We start from the raw sequence: 20,305 nt of genomic DNA on the forward strand, positions 1-20,305 counted from the left end.
AAAAAAATTAACGCAAATTTTATTTTTTGCCTTTATTGGCAATACTTTAATATATATCTTTAACTTCGGAGGTTATTTATGAAACTTAAAAAGCAATTCTTCTTAATATTACTTCTTCTATTTACCACACAATTATCATGTTGTAGTAATAATTCTTATTCTACATTTCCTCTTCAAGTTTATTTTTTTGATGTTGGTCAAGGAGATTCTACTCTTATTAAATATAAAGATTTTACTATGCTTATTGATTCTGGTCCTAGAGACTATGAAGATGAGCTTCTAGATTATCTTTCAAAACTCAATATAACTACAATTGACTATCTAATTATGACTCATCCTCATGAAGATCATATTGGAAATACTGATGAAATTATTGATACTTTAACTGTTAAGAATATCTATGCACCAAATGTAGATAGCCCCTCTGCTCCTGTATCTGATATTCTCTCAGCTTTAAATCGTAAAAAACTTAAAATAAATATTTTAGATGAAAATACCAGTCTTTTTATAGATGATGATATTAATATATCTGTCTTCTATCCTCCACCTAACTTAATTACTGATAATCTTAATAATTATTCTGCCATTATTAAAATTGATTTCAAAGATACTAGTTTTCTGTTTACAGGAGATGCTGAAATTGATGCACATAACTATCTTTATAGTAATTATAATAATTTAGATATAGATGTTCTTAAATTAGGACATCATGGTTCTAAAACATCTACTACAGAAGAATTTCTTAAGTTTACAACACCAAGCATTTCCATTGCTTCTTGTGGTGAAAACAATAACTATAATCATCCTAATAAGGAAACTATAGCACTTCTAGAGAATTTTGATATTCCTCTTTTAAGAACTGATTTAATGGGAACAATTCTTTTATTAAGTAATGGCACTGATATTTATACAAAAAAATAAGCCACAAATCTATTGTGTCTTATTTTCTTTTTTTTCTTCTTCAATTTTCTTTTCTATATACTTTTCCCAATTTAAAAATATATAAAATAAATTAACAACATCTTGCTCATTATAAAGCAAAATTTTTTCAATTTTATCATAAGGCATTCTTTTTATGTATTCTGAATCTTTTAATACTTTATAAAAAGTTTTTGCAAGATTTGAACCACTTATAACTTCGCCTTCCCTTTCAATTTGAAAAATTTTTTCTAAATTTTTAAGTCCTATTGATGTTCCCATTTCTTTTTCATAATACTTCTGTAAATCTATAGAATAAAATTCTTCTTCAAAATCATATTCAATATTAAACTTATTAAATAAATATTTTATAACTGTGAAATCATTATTTCCTGAAAAAGTTGATATAGCTTTCTTACCTTTACTCTTCATATCTTTAAAATAGTTTAAAGATAAATGAAGAATATCACGAACTTCCCTTTTATTCTCAATCATGTACTGAGTTACTAAAAGTTCGCCTTCCTCTTTTTTATATATAGCCGCTCCAAATACGCCAATACATTTAGGTTTCTTATAGACGTAATGTTCTAAATCAAAAAATATTATTTCATCTAATGCTACATTCTCTTCTATATTTAATTTAAACTCTTCATTTATATTTTCTACTTTTATCCTATTCTCTTTAATTATCACAGTATCAACTCTCTTCTAATTGAATTCTATATCTTTTACATTTAATTTATATGTTACATCTTTTCTTTCTACTATTATATTTATTTTCTCTTTTAATTCTTCATCCTTTAAAACTTGTTTTAATAGTTCTTTAGTTGGATTCATACAATATGGATTTTGTACGTTTTTAAACATTGTATAATCTCCTGCTGTATCACCATATGCATAACTTTTAGAAAGATCTATATCATATTTCTGTACTAACTCTTTAATAGCTTTTTCTTTACTTTCACTATCCCACATTGGAATAACTTCACCTGTGTAATTATCTTCACTATCTACTAAATACGTTGCTCCTCTAAAATCATCAAAACCATACTTTTCTGCCATTTGTTTAACTAACTCACTTGGTGAACCTGATATAGTTAATATTATATGCCCTTGCTCTTTATGCCATTTTATTCTATCTCTAGTAAAAGTATACACTCTATCACCTTTCTGTTCAATAACTCTTTGTGCTATAAACTCTATTTGGTGTTTAGACAATCCTTTTATTGCATCCATATATATATCTATCATCTTTAATAGATAATCATCATAATCTCCTTGTCTTCTATCCCATCTTGTATATTCTGGTTTTACTTCATTAAACCATTTTTCTTGCTCTATTAATTCATACTTTATCATTTTTTTAAAAACTTCTGTTATAAGACCTTCTCTATATAGTGTTCCATCTATATCAAAAAATGCTGCTACTCTTTTTTCCATTATTTTTTCCTCCTATGTATGTAACTTTTTAAGTATATTATCTCATTAAATAAAATTAAAATCATCAATATACTTTTAACTATTTAGTTTTTTCTTATTTTATTATTTTTATTTACCTTTTTTTCATTTTTAGTTGACATTAGTTATCATTTAACGTATATTATAACTAAAGAATATGATAATGAATTTCATTGCGAGGTGCGAAATATGAGTTTAAGCGATTTAAAAATAGGACAATCTGGAATAATTTCTTCAATAAATGGAGATGAAAAATTAGCTAAAAGGTTATTAGCTTTAGGCTGTTTAGAAGGAACAGAAGTAAAACTAAAAGCTCTTTCACCTTTTAAAGATCCATTAATAATTTCATTTAGGGGATTTGATTTAGCAATAAGAAAAAATGATGCGAAAAATATTACATTAGCTTAATAAATTTCACAATTACTTAGGAGGAATATAATAATGACTACAGTTGCTTTACTGGGTAATCCAAACGTTGGAAAAACTACCCTATTCAATGCACTAACAGGTTCTAACCAATATGTTGGTAACTGGCCTGGTGTTACAGTAGATAAAAAAGAAGGTTATTTTAATGATATAAAGATAGTAGATTTACCTGGTATTTATGCTATGGATACTTTTTCTAACGAAGAAATTGTTTCTAAAGAATTTCTTTTACAAGATGATGTAGATGTTATCTTAAATATAGTAGATGGTTCTAAACTTGATAGAAACCTTTATTTAACTACTCAACTAAAAAAATTTAATAAGCCTATAATACTTGCTGTTAACATGGTAGATATATTAGAGAATAATGGATTTTTAATAGATTATGAAAAACTTTCATCTGAAATGGATGTAACTGTAATTCCTATATCAGCTGCAAAAAAATTTGGTATTAATGAAATTATAGAAACCATTGAAACTAAAAGTTATAAAACTTCTACTTCAAATGAAAAGTTTAACTTTAATAGTGAAAAAGATGCCTATTCTTTTATTGAAGATGTATTAAAAAAATCTATTAAGTCTTCTAAATCTATAGAAAGACCTTTTACTGAGAAATTAGATAAGTTTTTTTTACATCCAATACTTGCATTTCCTTTATTTATAATTGCAATTGCACTTATGTTTCAATTAACATTTGCTTGGGTAGGACAACCAATTTCTGATTTATTAGATGGTTTACTAAATGAAAATTTAATTCCATGGCTTTCACATTTACTTTCAGGAACTTCACCTTGGTTTAGTTCACTTCTTGTAGATGGTATTGTAGGAGGAGTTGGAAGTGTTATTGTTTTACTTCCTGTTATTTTAACTCTTTTTATTTGTATAACATTTTTAGAAGAAAGTGGCTATATGGCAAGAGTTGCTTTCTTAATGGATAAAATAATGAGAAAGATGGGTCTTTCAGGAAAAGCATTTATTCCACTTATAATAAGCTTTGGTTGTAATGTTCCTGCACTTATGTCTGCTAGAACTTTAGAAAGTGAAAAAGATAGAAAACTTACAGCACTTCTTGTTCCATTAATGTCATGTAATGCAAGACTTGCTATTTTCTCAGCCTTTGTATCAATTTTCTTTAAAGAACATCAAGGACTTATAGTTGCTTCTTTATATCTTATAAGCGTACTTATAGCCTTTGGATTTGGAATTATATTTAAGAAAACTTTATTTAGAAAAGAGGAAGAACCTTTTATTATAGAATTACCTGCATATAGTATGCCACAATTTAATTCAATTGGTTTTCAAACATGGGATAAATGTAAATCATTCTTAAAAAAAGCAGGAACTCTTATTTTTGCAATGAGTGTTTTAATATGGTTCTTATCAAATTTTAATATCCATGGCATGGCTACAGATATAAATAATAGTTTCTTAGCACAAATAGGACATGTTATAGCTCCAATTTTTACACCGCTTGGCTTTGGAAATTGGCAAGCATCAGTTTCCCTTCTATCTGGACTTTTAGCAAAAGAAACTGTTATATCTACAATGCAGATAGTTTATGCTGGCGATTTATCAATTATATTACCTCATTTCTTCTCGTCACTTGCAGCTTATTCATTCCTTATATTCGTACTTTTATATGTTCCTTGTGTATCAACAATTGGAGCTATGAAGAAAGAATTTGGAACTAAGCTTACAGTATTTTCATTCGTATTCCAATGTGTTCTAGCTTGGGGATGTTCATTTATAGTATTCTCTATTGGAAGCTTGTTTATATAGGAGGAAATATTTATGGGAATAGAAATAATTATTACAGGATTAATTGTTATAATAGCAGCTTTTATTATATATAAAAACGTAAAGAAAACATCTAAGGGTGCATGTAATTGTGGTGACTGCCACAAATCTTGTCCGTCAAGAAAAGCAGAAAACAAAAATAATATCACATTTAAATAACTCAAAAGCCAGTTACTCTAAAAAATAACTGGCTTTTATTTATCATCATTTACAAAATTATATTCTTAAAATATAAATGGGGCTTGGAAATCCGGCGAAAGACAAACCAAGCCCCTGTAGTAAGCACTTATACGTACCAACTGCTCACTTAGAATAACATCATTCTATAAATAAGTCAAATTATTTTTACTTAAAACACTTCTAAAACATTTTAATCCTGGATATATTGTAGACACTAATATATTTTCTCTTTCTACAAAATCATATCCATACGTAAACTTCAATCCACTTTCCTCTAAACTTCTTTTAAAACTTTCTAATTCTACTGATGGATAATCCATAGTTATAACTATAATTCCATCATCTTTTAAGCATCTATTAAACTCTATTAAAGTATGCTTTCTATCCTCTTCTGTCATATGCTCAAGTACTGAAATACAGTATATTTTATCAAACATCCTATCTTCATATGATAAATTAATTAAGTTTTCTACTTTAAATTCTATTTTATGAGCATTTTTCATAATTCTATTATATGCCTTTATACCAAAACTATTTTTTACTGACTCAAGCATTCCCTTCCTATTATTTAAGAGTGGATCTAAATCACAAGCATATACCTTTGTACAATTTTCAGCTAAATAATATTTTAAATGATGTCCTATTCCACATGCTGCATCTAAACAAATATCTTTACCTTCTGCAAAGGTTCCTGCCCAAGGATATTCATAAAGTCTGCTCCACCATTCATTGCTTATTGGATATACAAAATCATTAGTTTTTTCATCGTCCACATTTATAAATCTTGACAGACCTTTTTCTTCAATATCTTTCATAATTCTCTCCTTTATGTTGTTCTTGCTACATACTATGTTATTTTCATATAAAATTCTTCTACATACAAATAAAAGCTAAGAAGAAATTTCCTCTTAAGCTTTTATGTATTATAATCTTTCTATAACTTCCTTATTATTTTTTTCGTACTTTTCAACTCTCTTATCATAATATATTTTTATTGTAGCAATGGTTGGTGATGCAAGAAGCATTCCTATTGGTCCAAAAAAACCTCCTCCTATTGTTACTCCAAGTATTATGAAAAATGGTTTTACTCCAACTTTATCCCCTATAAGTTTTGGATCTAAATACCATGCATCAAATTGCTGTACTCCTAATAAAAACAGAAATACAATAATTGCTTTCCACGGTGATACAAATACGCATACTATAGCTGCCACGATTTCTCCTATAAATGGTCCAAAGTATGGAATCATATTAGTAAAACCTACTACTATAGCTAAAAGTATTGCATAAGGCGCATCTAATATTATAAGACCTATTAAGGCAATAATTCCAATAATTGTTGAGTCTAATGCTTTTGTTCCAACATATACTCCTATCATTTTATTATATAATCTTAGTACATTTAAAACTCTTAATCCTATTCTTTCACCTGATACCATAGTAAATAATAATTTTACATTATATATAAGCCTTTCCTTATCTAAAAGAATATATATAGAAACTAAAAATCCAAATCCAGCCATTACCACATTTGCAGTAATAGATAGTAATGATGTAACTGAACTTTCAAGCATTCCTACTGCCATAGTTCCAAACTTGGTTGAAATATTTGTGATAGTTTGAAGAATTCCAGCATCTTTCATTAAATCATAAAACCTATCATCTCTTAGTAAATCATTTAGCCATTCTTGTCCTTTAGCTACATAGCTTGGGATTTCCTTTGTCATAGAAATAATACTGTCTATTACACTTGGTATCACGTAAAGCCCTATTATAACCACAATTCCTGTAACTAAAATATACGTTATAGCAACTGCTATTCCTCTTTTAAGCTTACATCGCTTCTCAAAAAGCTTCATAATTGGATTTAATATATATGCTATTATAATTGCATATATAAATGGACTTAGAATAACTAAAAACTTTTTAATCAATGAAAAATATACGTTATAATTATCAACTATTTTATACCCTATTACTATTACAATAACTAATACAAGTATATCTAAATATCTTATATTTTTTTTAAGCATTCTCCTCCCCCCTTTTTTTCAGTATAACATATATTCCCTTCACTTTTTAGTTACACTTTATTAAATGTTCATTAAATTTATTCACTTATTATTGTAGACAAAAAAAGTCTATCCATACAGATAGACTTTTTCTTTTTTTATTATACTATTACATTTTTTCTACTACATCTATTCCTATTAATCCTAATGCATTCTTTATTACTTGACAGCTAGCTTTAACAAGTGCTAATCTTGTTATTTTTAAACTTTCATCTTCTAAATTTAATACTGAATGTGCATTATAGAATTTATTAAATGATTTTGCTACATCAATTGCATATCTAGTTATAACACATGGTTCTAATTTTTCTATCGCATTATGGATATTTTTCTTAAAGTTTTCTAATGATTTTACAAGTTCAAATTCTTCTTTTGTGCTTAATAATGAATAATCTGCCTTACTAAAATCTACTTCTCCAGCTCTTTCTAATATAGAGTTAGCTCTTGCATATGAATATTGAACATATGGTCCTGTTTCTCCTTCAAATGAAAGAATTTCTTTCCAATCAAATACAATATCTTTCTCTCTTGAGTTTTTAAGATAAGTAAATACTACAGCACCTATTCCTATTTTCTTAGCCACTTCTTCTTTATTTTCAAGATTTGGATTTTTTTCATTTATAACTTCTAAAGTTTTTTCAACTGCTTCTCTTAAAAGGTCATCTAATAATATTACATTTCCTTTTCTTGTTGACATTCCTCCATCTGGGAACTTAACTAGCCCAAATCCAACGTGTACACAGTCTTTAGCCCAATCTTTTCCTTCAAGCTCTAATACTTTAAATACTTGTTTAAAGTGTAATGCTTGTGGAGTTCCTACTACATATATACTTTTACAGAAATCATATTTGTTCTTTCTATAATTTGCTGCTGCTAAATCTCTTGTTGCATAAATTGTTGCTCCATCACCTTTTAATACTATACAAGGTGGCATATTATATTCATCAAGCATTACAACTTGTGCACCATTACTTTCTACTAAAAGCTTCTTATCTTTTAAACCATCTATAATAACATCCATCTTATCATTATAGAAAGCTTCACCTTTTAAAGAATCAAATTTAACTCCTAAAAGATCATATACTCTATCAAATTCTTTTAAGCTAAGAGCTCTAAATCTTGACCAAAGCTCTGTTGCCTCAGGGTCTCCATCTTCTAATTTTTTAAAGTACATTCTTCCTTCATCAACTAATGTAGGATCTTTTTCTGCTTCTTCATGGAATTTAACATAAATTCTTAAAAGTTCCTCTATTGGTGCTTTTTCAAGTGCATCTAAATCTGCCCATCTTTTATATGCAGATATAAGTTTACCAAACTGTGTTCCCCAGTCTCCTAAATGATTTATTCCTACAACATTATATCCTTCTTCTTTAAATAATTTATATAAAGAGTTTCCAATTGATGTTGAAAAAAGATGACCTACATGGAAAGGTTTTGCTATATTAGGTGATGAGTATTCAACACATACAGTTTTTCCTTCTCCTATATTACTTTTACCATAGTTATCTTTTTCAGTTAAAATAGTTTCTATTGTAGTTTTTGTAAAATCTCCTTTATCTACAAAGAAATTTACATATGGTCCTAAAGCTTTTATTTCTTCAAATCCATCTTTGCACAACTCTTTACTTAATTCCTCTGAAATCATATTTGGTGCTTTTCTCATCACTTTAGCTAATTGAAAACAAGGAAATGCATAATCACCCATATCTGATTTTGGTGGTATTTCTATAAGTTTTTTAATATCCTCTATATCTAAATCTACTTTTGTTTTTATAAGCTCAGCTATTTTTTGTTTATAATCCATCTTTCTTCTCCTCCTAATTATGTATCTAATTTTTAAGTATAAAAAAAACGCCTCTTAATTAATATTAAGAGACGAATAAATTCCGCGGTACCACTCTAATTGCATAAAAATGCCACTCTTTTTGTTAACGCAAAGTATTTCTTTGCGGTCTTTTCATAAAGACTCCTTAGAGGCTCTCTTCACTTTAGTTTTCTTATGGGCTTACACCAAAACTTCCCACTCGCTTTAAGAAAATTTTAAAGTTACTCTTCTCTTCACAGGATTTTTTTTCATTTTCTTTTGTTAATTATACACAATTTATTAGCATAGTGTCAATAAATCCTTAAATATTCTTTAATAAAATCTATTCCATTTATAAAAGGTGTATAATATAAAAAAGTAATATTTTTTAGATAATGCATTAAAGGAGTAAACATTTTATGAATAGAATAGGAATCATAGAAATTGGCGTAGACATTTTCAACTTAACGTTATCAGAAGTAGACGAACTTGGATATTTTAAAATTATAGATCAAATCCACTCTTCTGTTGCACTTTCAACAAGCCTTTTAGATAGTACAAAGCTTTCTGAAGAAGAACTAAACGTAACTATCTCAACATTAAAATCCTTTAAATCAATGTGTCAAGTATCAGGTGTAACTAAAATAATAGCTGTTGCAACTGAAGCTTTTAGAGAAGCTACTAATAGCTGTCTTTTAGCTGATCTTATTAAAGATCTTTTATCTATCGACATAAGAATTTTATCTGTTGCAGAGGAAATTAAATTTAATTTTTTAGCTGTATCTAACAGCATTTATTTTGATAACTCTCTTCTAGTCGATATAGAGGGTTGCTCTACTCATATTTCCTGGGTAAAAGATGGTACTATAAAAGAGAGTGTATCGTTACCTACTGGATATTTAAATTTGACATCCACTTATAATTTAGAAGATGTTATTTCTTTAGATAATCTAGAACAAGCCACTCACGAAAATCTATTACCTCTTGAAGATTTTTCATGGCTTAAGGAAAATGAATTTGACTCACTAATCTCAAGTGATATAGTTGTTCGTTCTCTAGGTCGTATTGATCGAATAAAGAAAAGATATCCTTTAGATGTAGCACACAATTATAGACTTCATTCTGATGATGTTACACATTATTTTAATCTTTTTAAAACTAAAGATTTAAAATCAAGAAAACTAATTGATGGTATTAAACCTCGTGAAGCTAAAATTATTGTAGCTGGAAGTTTAATTCTTAAAAACATTTTAGATATTTCTAACATTGACACCATTATTTCTTCATCTAACGGTTTAAGTGGTGGATTAATATATAATTATATTTTAGAAAACTTTAATATTAAAGAAAATATGTTAGATTATTCTATTAGTAGTTTAATGGATAAGCTTAACATTAATAAACCTCATGCAAATCAAGTTTATTTCATTGCAAAAAAATTGTTCAATGAATTAAAGCCTCTTCACAAATTATCTTCTGAATTTGATAAAGTCTTAAAAACTGCTGCTCTTCTACATGATTGTGGAACAAGCATTGATTATTATAACCATCATAGACATAGCTTTTATATTATATTAAATTCAGAACTTAAAGGTTTAAGTCATAAAGAAATGCTTATGAGTGCTGCTGTTGCTGCATCTCATAGAAATAATAGCTTTAAACTTTCTCTTGCTCCATATAGTTCTATTTTAAATAAAACAGATATAAAACATATTGAATACTTAGGTACAATTTTAAAAATTGCTGAAGGTCTTGATAGAAGCCTTGAAGGTGCTGTACGTGATTTATCAGTTATTATAAATTCTGATAAAGTTTCTATTTATTTAAATTCACGTCTTGATTTAGAGTTTGAAATAAATCAAGCTATGAGATCTTCTAAGCACTTCTTTGAAATTTATAAAAAACAGCTTTTTATCCAAAAATTTTAAAAAGGATGAAGCATTTTGCTTCATCCTTTTTTTTATACTCTAAACAAAATTAACTTACTATACAAATAAACTAATTATTACATGTATCAAATTATATAATCCATCTACAATTAAGTTTGATGGAATTGATATTATTGGTCCTGCTAAAAGTATTATCCCTATTAAAATAATAAATTGATGCTGAATTAATGGTTCACCATATTTATAAAAGTTTTTAGGACTTAAATCTCTAAATATATTAAATCCATCCATTCCAGGTAACGGTAATAAATAAAATATAAATAAATTTACATTAATCTTTATTACAAATACAATCATTACAGCTATAGTACTTATTATACTTCCACCAAGCCCAAATTTTAATATACATACACCTAAAATTGCATAAACCACAGCAGCTACTACCGCTACCATAAGATTAGCAAGTGGTCCTGCTAAGCTTACCTTCAAATCATCTTTATAAAAATTTTTAAAATATCTAGTATCAATATCTACAGGTTTTGCCCATCCTATTCCACATATTAAAATTAGAAGTGTTCCTATAGGGTCTATATGTGTTAATGGATTTAAATTTAATTGACCTCTCATTTTTGGTGTTGGATCTCCTAATCTAGTTGCCATCCTCGCTTTTGCATATGAGTGAAATGTAAATGCTAGAAGAATCGCTGGTACTGAATATATTATCATTAACAGTTTATCTGCCATATTTTTTTGCTCCTTTAATACATTTTATAATTTACAATTATATCATATTTTCTCATTTTTTCATATAGTATTTATTACTTTTTAAAAATATACAAATCACCTCTTATTATCTTTTCTCTTCATTTTATTATTGACAAATTAAGATGAAGCTAATGCTTCATCTTAATCAAAATATTATTTATCTGAATTACTAGTTCCATCTGATGGATTAGTTGGCTCTTCTGGTTTAACCGGTGGTTCTGGCTTTACTACTGGTGGATCTGGTTTTATCTCTGGCTCTTCTGGTTTAACTGGTGGTTTCGACTCTTCTGGTTTTTCTGGTTTCTCTGGTTTCTCTGGCTTTACTACCGGTTTTGGATTTTCTGGCTTTATTGATGGTGGTTTTACAGAAGGTTTTACTGGTTTTACCACTGGTTTTGTAGCCTCTTCTTTTTCTATTACTAAAGTCTCTTTTTCCTCTTCATTCTTATTTGTATTTATTCCACCTACTTCATATCCATAATATTCTCTATTTAATGTTTCTTTCCACTGACTTTCACTATAACTTTCTTCCGTTGGTTTCTTATCATTATAGATGAAATCATATAATATTTTTCCATGTTGATCACTATCAATTAAAAGTACGGCCCCATATCCTTTATAGCTTAAAACATCTGCTGTTAGCTCTTCAATTGGTAACCTTAACTGATCTATATCAAAACTTGGAAATTTTGATACAGTATATGCATAATTTAATAATTCAAATGGTTCTATATTTGTTTTTACATGTGGTAATAAATCATTCATCATACTAGGATATTTAAATATACTTACCTCTTTAAACTTTTCTGCAACTATTCCTAAAACTCTTCTTTGTCTGTCTGTTCTCTCATAATCTCCATTTCCTATTTTTCTAATTCTTGAATAAGATAATGCCTGTTGACCATCTAACTTTTGCATTCCTGGGTACTTTATCTTAGGAGATTTTTCTTTATGTTGTTCACCTATAAATTTATTTAACTCTTCTATTTCATAATCTTTTATTTCTACATCTATTCCACCTAATATGTCGATAGCTTCCTCAAATCCCCAAAAGTTAACCATTACATATTTATTTAAATTCATATTAAAATTTGTATTTATAGTATCTATTAATAATGGAATTCCTCCTTGAGACAATGCAGAATTAATTTTATTTTTCCCATGCCCTGGAATTTCTACAAATGTATCTCTCATTATAGAAGTCAATTTAAGCTTCTTTTTATTATTATCAATTGTTAGTATCATTATAGAATCTGATCTTGATGGCTCGTCTAAATTTCTAGCATCCGTTCCTATTAAAAGAATATTAGTTATACCTTCAACTTCTTTATAATTAACATTTGCATTACCTTCTATTTTATCATTGCTATATATCTTATTTCTTATGTACATATATCCTCCTCCAAGACATACAAACATAATCAGCAATACCACACTAAACCCTATAAGAAATTTTTTCCCTAAAGATTTTTTCCCCTTACTACTTTCTTTCTTCATCTCATCCTCCCTAGTTATGTTCATTTATTTAACATATTATTAACATTATTCACTTTTTTATTATATTAAATTTTTTCCAATAAGACTAGTAATTTTTTTCATTATTCGTATTTTCTCATACTATTTTTATGCATTTTTATACATTCCTATGTATATTGTATGTTTAAAAATAAGAAATTATGTCATATAATTAAAAATGTAAGAAAGGAGACTTTTTATTATGAAATCTAAAATCCTAAAAATTTTACAAGAATCCAATAATTACGTATCCGGAGAAAATATTAGTAAATCTTTAAGCGTAAGTAGAAATGCTATTTGGAAACATATTAATAGTTTAAAACTTCAAGGATATACTATAGATAGCATTCGTAATAAAGGCTATAAACTTTTAAAAACTCCTAATATTTTATCTAAAGATACTATATTTCCTTTATTAGAAACAGACTTTATTGGCAGACATTTATTATCTTTTGAAAGTATAGATTCTACTAATACTTATGCCAAAAATTTATGTAAGAAAAAAGTTATTAATGGAACTTGTATAATCTCTAAAACTCAAAATTCTGGCCATGGTAGATTTGCTAGAACATGGGAATCACCTTTAGGTGGCATCTGGAACTCAATTATTCTAACACCTCCTATAGATCCCATAGAAGCCTCTAAGATAACACTTATTGCTTCAACATCAATGTACAAAACCTTAAAAACTTTAAATATCACTACAAAAATTAAATGGCCTAATGATATTTATTTAAATAACAAAAAAATATGTGGTATTCTAACTACTATGAATTCAGATATGGATAAGATTAATTATTTGATTCTTGGACTTGGCTTAAATGTAAATATTGAAGAAAATTATTTTTCATCTCATAATTTAACAGAAGCCACTTCCTTAAAAGTTGAACTTTCAAAAGAATTCAATCTTTCAGAAATTTTAAGTACCTTTTATAATACCTTTGAAAAAGATTATAAATATTTTCTAGAAACTTTAGACCTTTCTAAAACAGTTGCTCTTCTTAAAGAAAATTCTATGTTCTTAAATAAAGAGGCATTTTTAGTTACTATAAATAAACGTGAAAAAGTCACATTAATAGATTTAACCTCTGATGGCGAATTACTAATTAAAGATTCAAAAGGAAATATAAAGCCTGTAATTAGTGGTGAAATAACATTTAAAGGCTAGCAAATTTATATTTTGCTAGCCTTTAATATTATAATAATGTTATTCCATACTCTTCACAAACTTTTTTATTCTTATCATCCCATACTGATGATTGAACTTCTCCAATATGAATCTTTCTTAAAAAATACATACATATTCTTGATTGACCAATTCCTCCACCAATAGTGTATGGTAATTTTCCATCTAATAAATCCTTATGAAACTTTAAAGATTTTCTCTCCTCTGCACTAGACTTCTTTAATTGTTCTTCTAAAGCTTTCTCATCTACTCTAATTCCCATAGATGATAACTCAACAGCTCTATCTAGAATATTATTCCAAAAAAGAATATCTCCATTTAATGTCCAATCGTCATAATCTGGTGCTCTTCCATCATGTTTCTCTCCATTAGATAATTCATTACCAATGCCCATTATAAATACAGCACCATATTCCTTACAAATAGCATCTTCTCTTTCCTTAGAATCTAAATCTCTATATTTTTCTAAAAGTTCCTCAGCTGTTATAAAAAATATTTCATCTGGTAATTCAAATCCTACTGAAAGCAAATTATCATTTACATACTTTTCTGTTTCCTTAAATACATTATAAATTTTTCTAACCGTTTCTTTTAATGTATTTATGTTTCTATCTTCTTTTTTTATAATCTTTTCCCAATCCCACTGATCTACATAAATAGAATGTAAATTATCTAACTCCTCATCACGTCTTATTGCATTCATATCAGCATAAAGACCTTGTCCAATATCAAATCCATATCTTTTAAGACTATTTCTCTTCCACTTCGCTAGAGAATGAACAATCTCAACTTCTTCTCCAGTAGCTAATACATCAAAATTAACTGGCCTCTCAACTCCATTTAAATCATCGTTTAATCCAGATGCCTTATCTACAAAAAGTGGAGCTGATACTCTTAGTAAATTCAATTCCTCAGAAAGCTTTCTTTCAAAAAAATCCTTTATAGCCTTTATATTTTTCTCAGTCTCTATTAAGCTTGTATTACTTTTATAGCCCTCTTTTACAACAATTCCATCAACCGTCATTTAACTCACTCCTTTTTTTAGTTAAGATTTAATAAATTAGAGTTAGCAGTTAAATATACCTGAAAGCTCATGTAATTTCTCCATAACTCTTAACTCTTAATTCTTAATTCTTAATTCTTAATTCTTAATTCTTAATTCTTAATTCTTAATTCTTAATTCTTAATTCTTAATTCTTAATTCTTAATTCTTAATCCCATTATATCTAAGCAAATTCTTCTTTTCAAATTAATACTGCTTTTAATTCTTATTTTAAAATTTAATTTTTATTCCCGATATTTTTTATTAATTTATTATTTTATATAAATAAAGGGTGCCTTTTAGCACCCTTTACTTAATTTTAAATTTTAAAATCTCAATTATCCTAAATATGACATTTGTCTAAGTGACCTTTTAAAATCTTAGCTGATTCTTTTAATTTTTCTTCTTCATCTTTTGATAGTGGAATATCTATTATTCTTTCTACTCCTCTTCCACTTACAACACTAGGAATAGCTAAATACATATCATCAATTCCATATTGTCCTTCAAAAAGAGTTGAAACTGTTAGTATACTATTTGAGTTTCTAAAAATAGCCTCAACAATTTTATTTATAGCAAGTGCCACTGCAAAATACGTAGCTTTCTTTCTACTAATTATTTCATATGCTGCATTTTTAACATCATCTTCAATAACCTTTTTTATCTCTTTATCCCAGGCAAGCTCTAAATGGTCTGCATAAAGATCTATATCTTCTCCTGCAACTCTTGCATTACTCCAAGTAACAACTTCACTATCTCCATGCTCACCTATAACATATGAGTGAACATTTTCATTATTCACACTTAAATATTTTCCAAGTACATACTTAAGTCTTGAAGTATCTAAAACAGTTCCTGAACCTATAACTCTCTCTTTTGGGAATCCTGATAACTTATAAGTTATATATGCTAATACATCAACAGGATTAGATACAACTAAAAGTATTGATTTAGGACTTAATTTAGCTAACTCAGGCACAAACCCTTTAAAAATATTATAATTTTTTTCAATTAAATCTAATCTAGTCTCACCATCTTTTTGTCCTGCTCCAGCTGTAATAATTACAATATCGGAATCCTTAGTTTCCTCTAATGACCCTGCATATATATTTACAGGCTTAACAAATGAAGTTCCATGAACTAAATCCATAACCTCACCCATTGCCTTATCCATATTTATATCATAGATACAAATTTCTGTAGCTATTCCACTATTCATAAGAGCAAAAGCTGTTGTAGCACCAACAAAACCAGCTCCAATAATAGATACTTTTCTTTTTCCTTCAACTAACATATTATAGTCCTCCTTTTTAATCAAAAGTTAATAGATTAAAGTTAACAAGTTATCTTAATTTAGATTTACAGTTATTTTTCTTTCCCCTTTACTTCTTAACTATTCACTCTTAACTTCTTTTTTCCTTACAATAAAAAAATTTAGACAGAAGCTTTTAGAACCTCTTTACTTAGAAATTAATATTCATTTTAACCACTAAAATTCCACTTAATTCTAATTTTTTAACTTTTACTTGCTAATTTCACCTAATTATACTATACAAAAAAACATTTTCAATCTAATTCTTATCATTTATATCAGAATTAACAAATTATTTTTTATTATATGCCACTACTTTTATTATATAAATTTTAAGGTATAATTATAATATAAAATTTTTGGAGGACTATTAAAAATGAAATTACTTTTTTTTGATACAGAAACTACAAGTATTAGACCAGGACACATTTGTCAATTAAGCTATATAACCGTGGATACTAGTACTAAACCACAAACTACAGTTGGAAAAAACTTTTTCTTTACTGTTGATGATATGGATAAAGGAGCTGAAGCTGTTCATGGATTTTCACTTGAAAAGCTTTATGAATTATCTAATGGAATGTATTTTGAAGATTTAGTTGGTGATTTTGTAGATGACTTTTTTGAAGCTGACTATGTTATAGGACACAATGTTAACTTTGATATTAAGTTTATGCAAAGTGAGCTTCTTCCTATGGGTGCTCATTATGTTCCTAAAGATACATTCTGTACTATGGGATACTATAAAGATATTTGTAAAATTCTAAAACCTAATGGAACTTATAAAAACCCTAAACTTGAAGAAGTAGTTAAGTTTTTAGGTATTACAAATGAGCAAATAGAAGCAAAAGCTAATGCTTTATTTGAAGGAAGTGGTAATTATCATGATGCTAGATTTGATACAGCTGCAACTTACCTTTTAGTAATTGAAGGCTTAAAAAAGAAGCTAATCCCTCATGGTTACTTTACTGATAAGCTAAACTCTAAATAGTAATTTATACTATTAATCCTTGTAATATCCATTTTGTTATTTTATAATTAATATATAATGGTTTATTATGAGGGGGGATTTTATATGAATAACAATACAAAAACAGCTATATACTTTCTTATTACTGTGGTTTGTTTAACATATACTTTTTATTGCTTTTCATCAAGCGTAATTATTGGATTTATTATTTCACTATTCGTTTCAACTTTCCTTTACTATGATCCAAAGAAAGTTAAAGCTAGACGTGAACGTGAAAGTAAGACTATAGAGAACTAAACAAAAGCTATCAATAACTTTAATTATTGATAGCTTTTTTAATGGATTTTTTTATTTTAATAACTCTTCATATCTTTTAATTTTTTCTTTATCCATTTGCTCTGTTCCTTCTAAAGCATATTTTATGCCCATAGTCTCATATTTATTAACACCTAATAAATGATATGGTAAAAGCTCTACTTTCTCTACATTATTTATCTTCTTAATAAATTCTTTAAGCTCTAAAATATGCTCTTCTCCATCAGTAAGATTAGGTACAACAACATGTCTAACCCAAACTTTTGTATTATTTTCATTTAATGCTTTAATAAAGTTTAAAGACTCATCAATCTCCATTAAAGTTACATTTTTATATCCTTCTCTTGTAACATCTTTAACATCAAAAAGGACTAAATCTGTATACTTTAATATTTCATCATACTCTCCAAATCCAACTCCTGATGTATCTAAGCATGTATGTATTCCAGCTTCCTTACATAACTTTAAAGTCTCTATTAAAAATCCTGGTTGTCTTAAAGGATCTCCACCTGAAAAAGTAACTCCTCCACCTGATGTTTCAAAATAACTCTTAAATCTAGCAAGCTTTTTAACTAGCTCCTCTGGTGAATACTCAGTTCCCCCATCCATAGTCCACGTATCTGGATTATGGCAATACTTACATCTTAAAGCACACCCTTGCATAAAAACAATAACTCTGATTCCTGGCCCATCTACAAGCCCCATAGATTCTATTGAATGTATCTTTCCCTTAATCATAAAAAACTCCTTTTAATTCTTAACTCTTAATTAAAAAAAGGTGCCTAAGCACCTTTCTTTTATAAACTATTATGGAATGTTCTGCTTATAACTTCTAATTGTTGGTTTCTAGTTAATCTATTAAAGTTAACAGCATATCCTGAAACTCTGATTGTTAATTGTGGATACTTTTCTGGATGCTCCATAGCATCTTCTAAAGTTGTTCTATCAAACACGTTAACATTTAAGTGGTGAGCTCCTTGAGTAAAATATCCATCTAAAATTGAAACTAAGTTATTAGCTCTTACTTCCTCTTCTTTTCCTAGTGCTGCTGGAACGATTGAGAATGTATTTGATACTCCATCTTCACAAGTTGGGTTATATCTTATTTTAGCAACTGAGTTTAATGATGCTAATGCTCCATTTTCATCTCTTCCGTGCATTGGGTTAGCTCCTGGTGCAAATGGCTCTCCTGCTTTTCTTCCACATGGAGTAGCTCCAGTTTTCTTACCGTAAACAACGTTTGATGTTATAGTTAAGATTGATAATGTGTGCTTAGCATTTCTGTATAATGGATGCTTTTTAAGCTCTTGTGAGAACTTTTCAGTTACATATACAGCTAAATCATCTGCTCTATCATCATCATTTCCGTATTTAGGGAAGTCACCTTCTATTTTAAAGTCTACAGCAATTCCTTCTTCATTTCTGATTGGAGTTACTTTAGCATATTTTATAGCACTTAATGAGTCAGCAACAACTGAAAGTCCTGCTATACCAAATGCCATTAATCTTCCTACATTAGTATCATGTAAAGCCATTTGACCTGCTTCATATGCATACTTATCGTGCATGTAGTGGATAACATTCATTGTATCAACATAAGTTTTAGCAACATTTTCTAAAACTTTTTCATAGTTAGCTTTAACTTTATCGAAATCTAAAACTTCATCAGTTATTTTTTCTAATCCTTTAATAACTACTGAACCTTTCTTTTCATCTACTCCACCATTGATTGAGTAAAGTAATGCTTTAGCAAGGTTTGCTCTAGCTCCAAAGAATTGCATTTGCTTACCAACTTGCATTGCAGATACACAACATGCAATAGCATAGTCATCACCATAAACTGGTCTCATAACTTCATCATTTTCATATTGGATTGCATCTGTTTTGATTGAGATTTCAGCACAGTAAGTTTTGAATCCTGCTGGTAAGTTTGGTGACCAAAGGATTGTCATATTTGGTTCTGGTGCTGGTCCTAAGTTAATTAATGTGTGAAGGTATCTAAATGAGTTTTTAGTAACTAAAGACTTACCATTTATACCCATACCACCAATTGACTCAGTTACCCAAGTTGGATCTCCTGCAAATAAATCGTTATATTCTGGAGTTCTTAAGTGTCTTACAAGTCTTAATTTGATTATTAATTGGTCAATTAATTCTTGTGCTTCACCTTCAGTTAAAGTTCCAGCTTGTATATCTCTTTCTATGAATATATCTAAGAAAGTACTTGTTCTACCAAATGACATTGCAGCTCCATTATTTTCTTTAACTGCTGCTAAATATCCAAGGTAAACTGCTTGTACTGCTTCACTTGCTGTTTGTGATGGTGCTGATAAATCAACTCCATAAGTTAATGCCATTTCTTTTATTGCAGCTAATGCTCTAATTTGCTCATTAACTTCTTCTCTTGATCTGATTAATTCATCTAGCATATCACCAGTTAAATTATCTAAATCTTTTTTCTTTTCTTCTATTAAGAAATCTACTCCATAAAGAGCTATTCTTCTATAGTCTCCTATTATTCTTCCTCTACCATAAGCATCTGGAAGTCCTGTTAAAAGACCTGCACTTCTTGCTGCTCTAGTTTCTTTACTATATGCATCAAAAACACCTTGGTTGTGAGTTTTTCTGTAAGCACTGAAATATTTATCTATTTCAG

19 protein-coding genes and 1 other annotated feature are annotated in these 20,305 nt (G+C 28.2%); of the genes, 8 read left to right on the plus strand and 11 right to left on the minus strand.

Going from position 1 to position 20,305, the window contains the following annotated elements; genetic code table 11:
- Window positions 1-78 precede the first annotated feature (78 nt).
- Window positions 79-921: a ComEC/Rec2 family competence protein gene (locus ACRDDY_RS10040; RefSeq protein WP_438564815.1), complete on the plus strand. Its 843-nt coding sequence runs from the start codon at window positions 79-81 to the stop codon at window positions 919-921.
- A 9-nt stretch (window positions 922-930) separates the two neighbouring features.
- Here ACRDDY_RS10040 and ACRDDY_RS10045 read toward each other — a convergent pair whose 3' ends face one another.
- Together ACRDDY_RS10045 and ACRDDY_RS10050 are read right to left on the minus strand one after the other, a co-directional pair.
- Window positions 931-1,611, minus strand: a complete 681-nt coding sequence (locus ACRDDY_RS10045) for a ribonuclease H-like domain-containing protein (RefSeq protein ID WP_438564816.1) — start codon at window positions 1,609-1,611, stop codon at window positions 931-933.
- Window positions 1,612-1,626: 15 nt separating this feature from the next.
- Window positions 1,627-2,358, minus strand: a complete 732-nt coding sequence (locus ACRDDY_RS10050) for an HAD-IB family hydrolase (RefSeq protein ID WP_438564817.1) — start codon at window positions 2,356-2,358, stop codon at window positions 1,627-1,629.
- A gap of 207 nt (window positions 2,359-2,565) precedes the next feature.
- On the opposite strand from ACRDDY_RS10050, the gene ACRDDY_RS10055 reads away from it, so the two are divergent.
- From ACRDDY_RS10055 to ACRDDY_RS10065, 3 genes are read left to right on the plus strand one after another with little or no spacing between them, the layout of a single operon-like run.
- Entirely contained in the window at window positions 2,566-2,784 is a 219-nt protein-coding gene (locus ACRDDY_RS10055) for a FeoA family protein (protein WP_438564818.1), read from the plus strand.
- A 33-nt stretch (window positions 2,785-2,817) separates the two neighbouring features.
- Window positions 2,818-4,581, plus strand: coding sequence for a ferrous iron transport protein B (gene feoB / locus ACRDDY_RS10060; protein WP_438564819.1), 1,764 nt, complete (start codon window positions 2,818-2,820; stop codon window positions 4,579-4,581).
- Window positions 4,582-4,593: 12 nt separating this feature from the next.
- Entirely contained in the window at window positions 4,594-4,758 is a 165-nt protein-coding gene (locus ACRDDY_RS10065; RefSeq protein ID WP_438564820.1) for a FeoB-associated Cys-rich membrane protein, read from the plus strand.
- A 164-nt stretch (window positions 4,759-4,922) separates the two neighbouring features.
- Here the strand turns inward: ACRDDY_RS10065 and ACRDDY_RS10070 are convergent, their stop codons facing one another.
- From ACRDDY_RS10070 to argS, 3 genes are all read right to left on the minus strand, one after another.
- Window positions 4,923-5,594, minus strand: a complete 672-nt coding sequence (locus tag ACRDDY_RS10070) for a class I SAM-dependent methyltransferase (RefSeq protein WP_438564821.1) — start codon at window positions 5,592-5,594, stop codon at window positions 4,923-4,925.
- A 108-nt stretch (window positions 5,595-5,702) separates the two neighbouring features.
- The gene (locus ACRDDY_RS10075; protein WP_438564822.1) at window positions 5,703-6,812 is read right to left on the minus strand and encodes an AI-2E family transporter; all 1,110 of its coding nucleotides are present in this window, start codon (window positions 6,810-6,812) and stop codon (window positions 5,703-5,705) included.
- 148 nt (window positions 6,813-6,960) lie between these two features.
- Window positions 6,961-8,655: an arginine--tRNA ligase gene (gene argS / locus ACRDDY_RS10080; RefSeq protein ID WP_438564823.1), complete on the minus strand. Its 1,695-nt coding sequence runs from the start codon at window positions 8,653-8,655 to the stop codon at window positions 6,961-6,963.
- Window positions 8,656-8,719: 64 nt separating this feature from the next.
- Window positions 8,720-8,922, minus strand: a binding site (T-box leader).
- A gap of 152 nt (window positions 8,923-9,074) precedes the next feature.
- Between argS and ACRDDY_RS10085 the strand changes: the two genes are divergently transcribed.
- A complete protein-coding gene (locus ACRDDY_RS10085) occupies window positions 9,075-10,583 on the plus strand; it encodes a Ppx/GppA phosphatase family protein (RefSeq protein ID WP_438564824.1) in 1,509 nt (502 codons plus the stop codon).
- Window positions 10,584-10,640: 57 nt separating this feature from the next.
- On the opposite strand, the gene ACRDDY_RS10090 is transcribed toward ACRDDY_RS10085, so the two are convergent.
- Both ACRDDY_RS10090 and ACRDDY_RS10095 read right to left on the minus strand, forming a co-directional pair.
- Entirely contained in the window at window positions 10,641-11,288 is a 648-nt protein-coding gene (locus ACRDDY_RS10090; RefSeq protein WP_438564825.1) for a site-2 protease family protein, read from the minus strand.
- A gap of 174 nt (window positions 11,289-11,462) precedes the next feature.
- Window positions 11,463-12,806: an LCP family protein gene (locus tag ACRDDY_RS10095; RefSeq protein ID WP_438564826.1), complete on the minus strand. Its 1,344-nt coding sequence runs from the start codon at window positions 12,804-12,806 to the stop codon at window positions 11,463-11,465.
- A 220-nt stretch (window positions 12,807-13,026) separates the two neighbouring features.
- Here ACRDDY_RS10095 and ACRDDY_RS10100 point away from each other — a divergent pair, with 220 nt between their 5' ends.
- On the plus strand, window positions 13,027-13,992 hold the full coding sequence (locus tag ACRDDY_RS10100) for a biotin--[acetyl-CoA-carboxylase] ligase (RefSeq protein ID WP_438564827.1): 966 nt from the start codon (window positions 13,027-13,029) through the stop codon (window positions 13,990-13,992).
- Window positions 13,993-14,020: 28 nt separating this feature from the next.
- Here ACRDDY_RS10100 and asnA read toward each other — a convergent pair whose 3' ends face one another.
- Together asnA and ACRDDY_RS10110 are read right to left on the minus strand one after the other, a co-directional pair.
- Window positions 14,021-15,034: an aspartate--ammonia ligase gene (gene asnA / locus ACRDDY_RS10105; protein ID WP_438564828.1), complete on the minus strand. Its 1,014-nt coding sequence runs from the start codon at window positions 15,032-15,034 to the stop codon at window positions 14,021-14,023.
- A 361-nt stretch (window positions 15,035-15,395) separates the two neighbouring features.
- Window positions 15,396-16,346, minus strand: coding sequence for an L-lactate dehydrogenase (locus tag ACRDDY_RS10110; protein ID WP_438564829.1), 951 nt, complete (start codon window positions 16,344-16,346; stop codon window positions 15,396-15,398).
- Window positions 16,347-16,740: 394 nt separating this feature from the next.
- Between ACRDDY_RS10110 and ACRDDY_RS10115 the strand changes: the two genes are divergently transcribed.
- Together ACRDDY_RS10115 and ACRDDY_RS10120 are read left to right on the plus strand one after the other, a co-directional pair.
- Window positions 16,741-17,355: a 3'-5' exonuclease gene (locus ACRDDY_RS10115; protein ID WP_438564830.1), complete on the plus strand. Its 615-nt coding sequence runs from the start codon at window positions 16,741-16,743 to the stop codon at window positions 17,353-17,355.
- An 84-nt stretch (window positions 17,356-17,439) separates the two neighbouring features.
- Window positions 17,440-17,631 (plus strand): hypothetical protein, encoded by a 192-nt coding sequence (locus tag ACRDDY_RS10120; protein WP_438564831.1) that lies wholly within the window; start codon window positions 17,440-17,442, stop codon window positions 17,629-17,631.
- 51 nt (window positions 17,632-17,682) lie between these two features.
- On the opposite strand, the gene pflA is transcribed toward ACRDDY_RS10120, so the two are convergent.
- Entirely contained in the window at window positions 17,683-18,387 is a 705-nt protein-coding gene (gene pflA / locus ACRDDY_RS10125; protein ID WP_438564832.1) for a pyruvate formate-lyase-activating protein, read from the minus strand.
- A gap of 59 nt (window positions 18,388-18,446) precedes the next feature.
- A partial coding sequence (gene pflB, locus ACRDDY_RS10130) for a formate C-acetyltransferase (protein ID WP_438564833.1) occupies window positions 18,447-20,305 on the minus strand: 1,859 nt, incomplete at its 5' end.

It is taken from the genome of Clostridium sp., assembly GCF_051656525.1.
In the GTDB taxonomy this organism is placed as follows: domain Bacteria; phylum Bacillota; class Clostridia; order Clostridiales; family Clostridiaceae; genus Clostridium.

What these genes read in the sequence shown, in the direction of transcription:
- ACRDDY_RS10040 (WP_438564815.1), top strand. Translation starts at nt 79, where the DNA reads ATGAAACTTAAAAAGCAATTCTTCTTAATATTACTTCTTCTATTTACC.
- ACRDDY_RS10050 (WP_438564817.1), bottom strand. Translation starts at nt 2,358, where the DNA reads ATGGAAAAAAGAGTAGCAGCATTTTTTGATATAGATGGAACACTATAT.
- ACRDDY_RS10055 (WP_438564818.1), top strand. Translation starts at nt 2,566, where the DNA reads ATGAGTTTAAGCGATTTAAAAATAGGACAATCTGGAATAATTTCTTCA.
- feoB (WP_438564819.1), top strand. Translation starts at nt 2,818, where the DNA reads ATGACTACAGTTGCTTTACTGGGTAATCCAAACGTTGGAAAAACTACC.
- ACRDDY_RS10065 (WP_438564820.1), top strand. Translation starts at nt 4,594, where the DNA reads ATGGGAATAGAAATAATTATTACAGGATTAATTGTTATAATAGCAGCT.
- ACRDDY_RS10070 (WP_438564821.1), bottom strand. Translation starts at nt 5,594, where the DNA reads ATGAAAGATATTGAAGAAAAAGGTCTGTCAAGATTTATAAATGTGGAC.
- ACRDDY_RS10075 (WP_438564822.1), bottom strand. Translation starts at nt 6,812, where the DNA reads ATGCTTAAAAAAAATATAAGATATTTAGATATACTTGTATTAGTTATT.
- argS (WP_438564823.1), bottom strand. Translation starts at nt 8,655, where the DNA reads ATGGATTATAAACAAAAAATAGCTGAGCTTATAAAAACAAAAGTAGAT.
- ACRDDY_RS10085 (WP_438564824.1), top strand. Translation starts at nt 9,075, where the DNA reads ATGAATAGAATAGGAATCATAGAAATTGGCGTAGACATTTTCAACTTA.
- ACRDDY_RS10090 (WP_438564825.1), bottom strand. Translation starts at nt 11,288, where the DNA reads ATGGCAGATAAACTGTTAATGATAATATATTCAGTACCAGCGATTCTT.
- ACRDDY_RS10095 (WP_438564826.1), bottom strand. Translation starts at nt 12,806, where the DNA reads ATGAAGAAAGAAAGTAGTAAGGGGAAAAAATCTTTAGGGAAAAAATTT.
- ACRDDY_RS10100 (WP_438564827.1), top strand. Translation starts at nt 13,027, where the DNA reads ATGAAATCTAAAATCCTAAAAATTTTACAAGAATCCAATAATTACGTA.
- asnA (WP_438564828.1), bottom strand. Translation starts at nt 15,034, where the DNA reads ATGACGGTTGATGGAATTGTTGTAAAAGAGGGCTATAAAAGTAATACA.
- ACRDDY_RS10110 (WP_438564829.1), bottom strand. Translation starts at nt 16,346, where the DNA reads ATGTTAGTTGAAGGAAAAAGAAAAGTATCTATTATTGGAGCTGGTTTT.
- ACRDDY_RS10115 (WP_438564830.1), top strand. Translation starts at nt 16,741, where the DNA reads ATGAAATTACTTTTTTTTGATACAGAAACTACAAGTATTAGACCAGGA.
- ACRDDY_RS10120 (WP_438564831.1), top strand. Translation starts at nt 17,440, where the DNA reads ATGAATAACAATACAAAAACAGCTATATACTTTCTTATTACTGTGGTT.
- pflA (WP_438564832.1), bottom strand. Translation starts at nt 18,387, where the DNA reads ATGATTAAGGGAAAGATACATTCAATAGAATCTATGGGGCTTGTAGAT.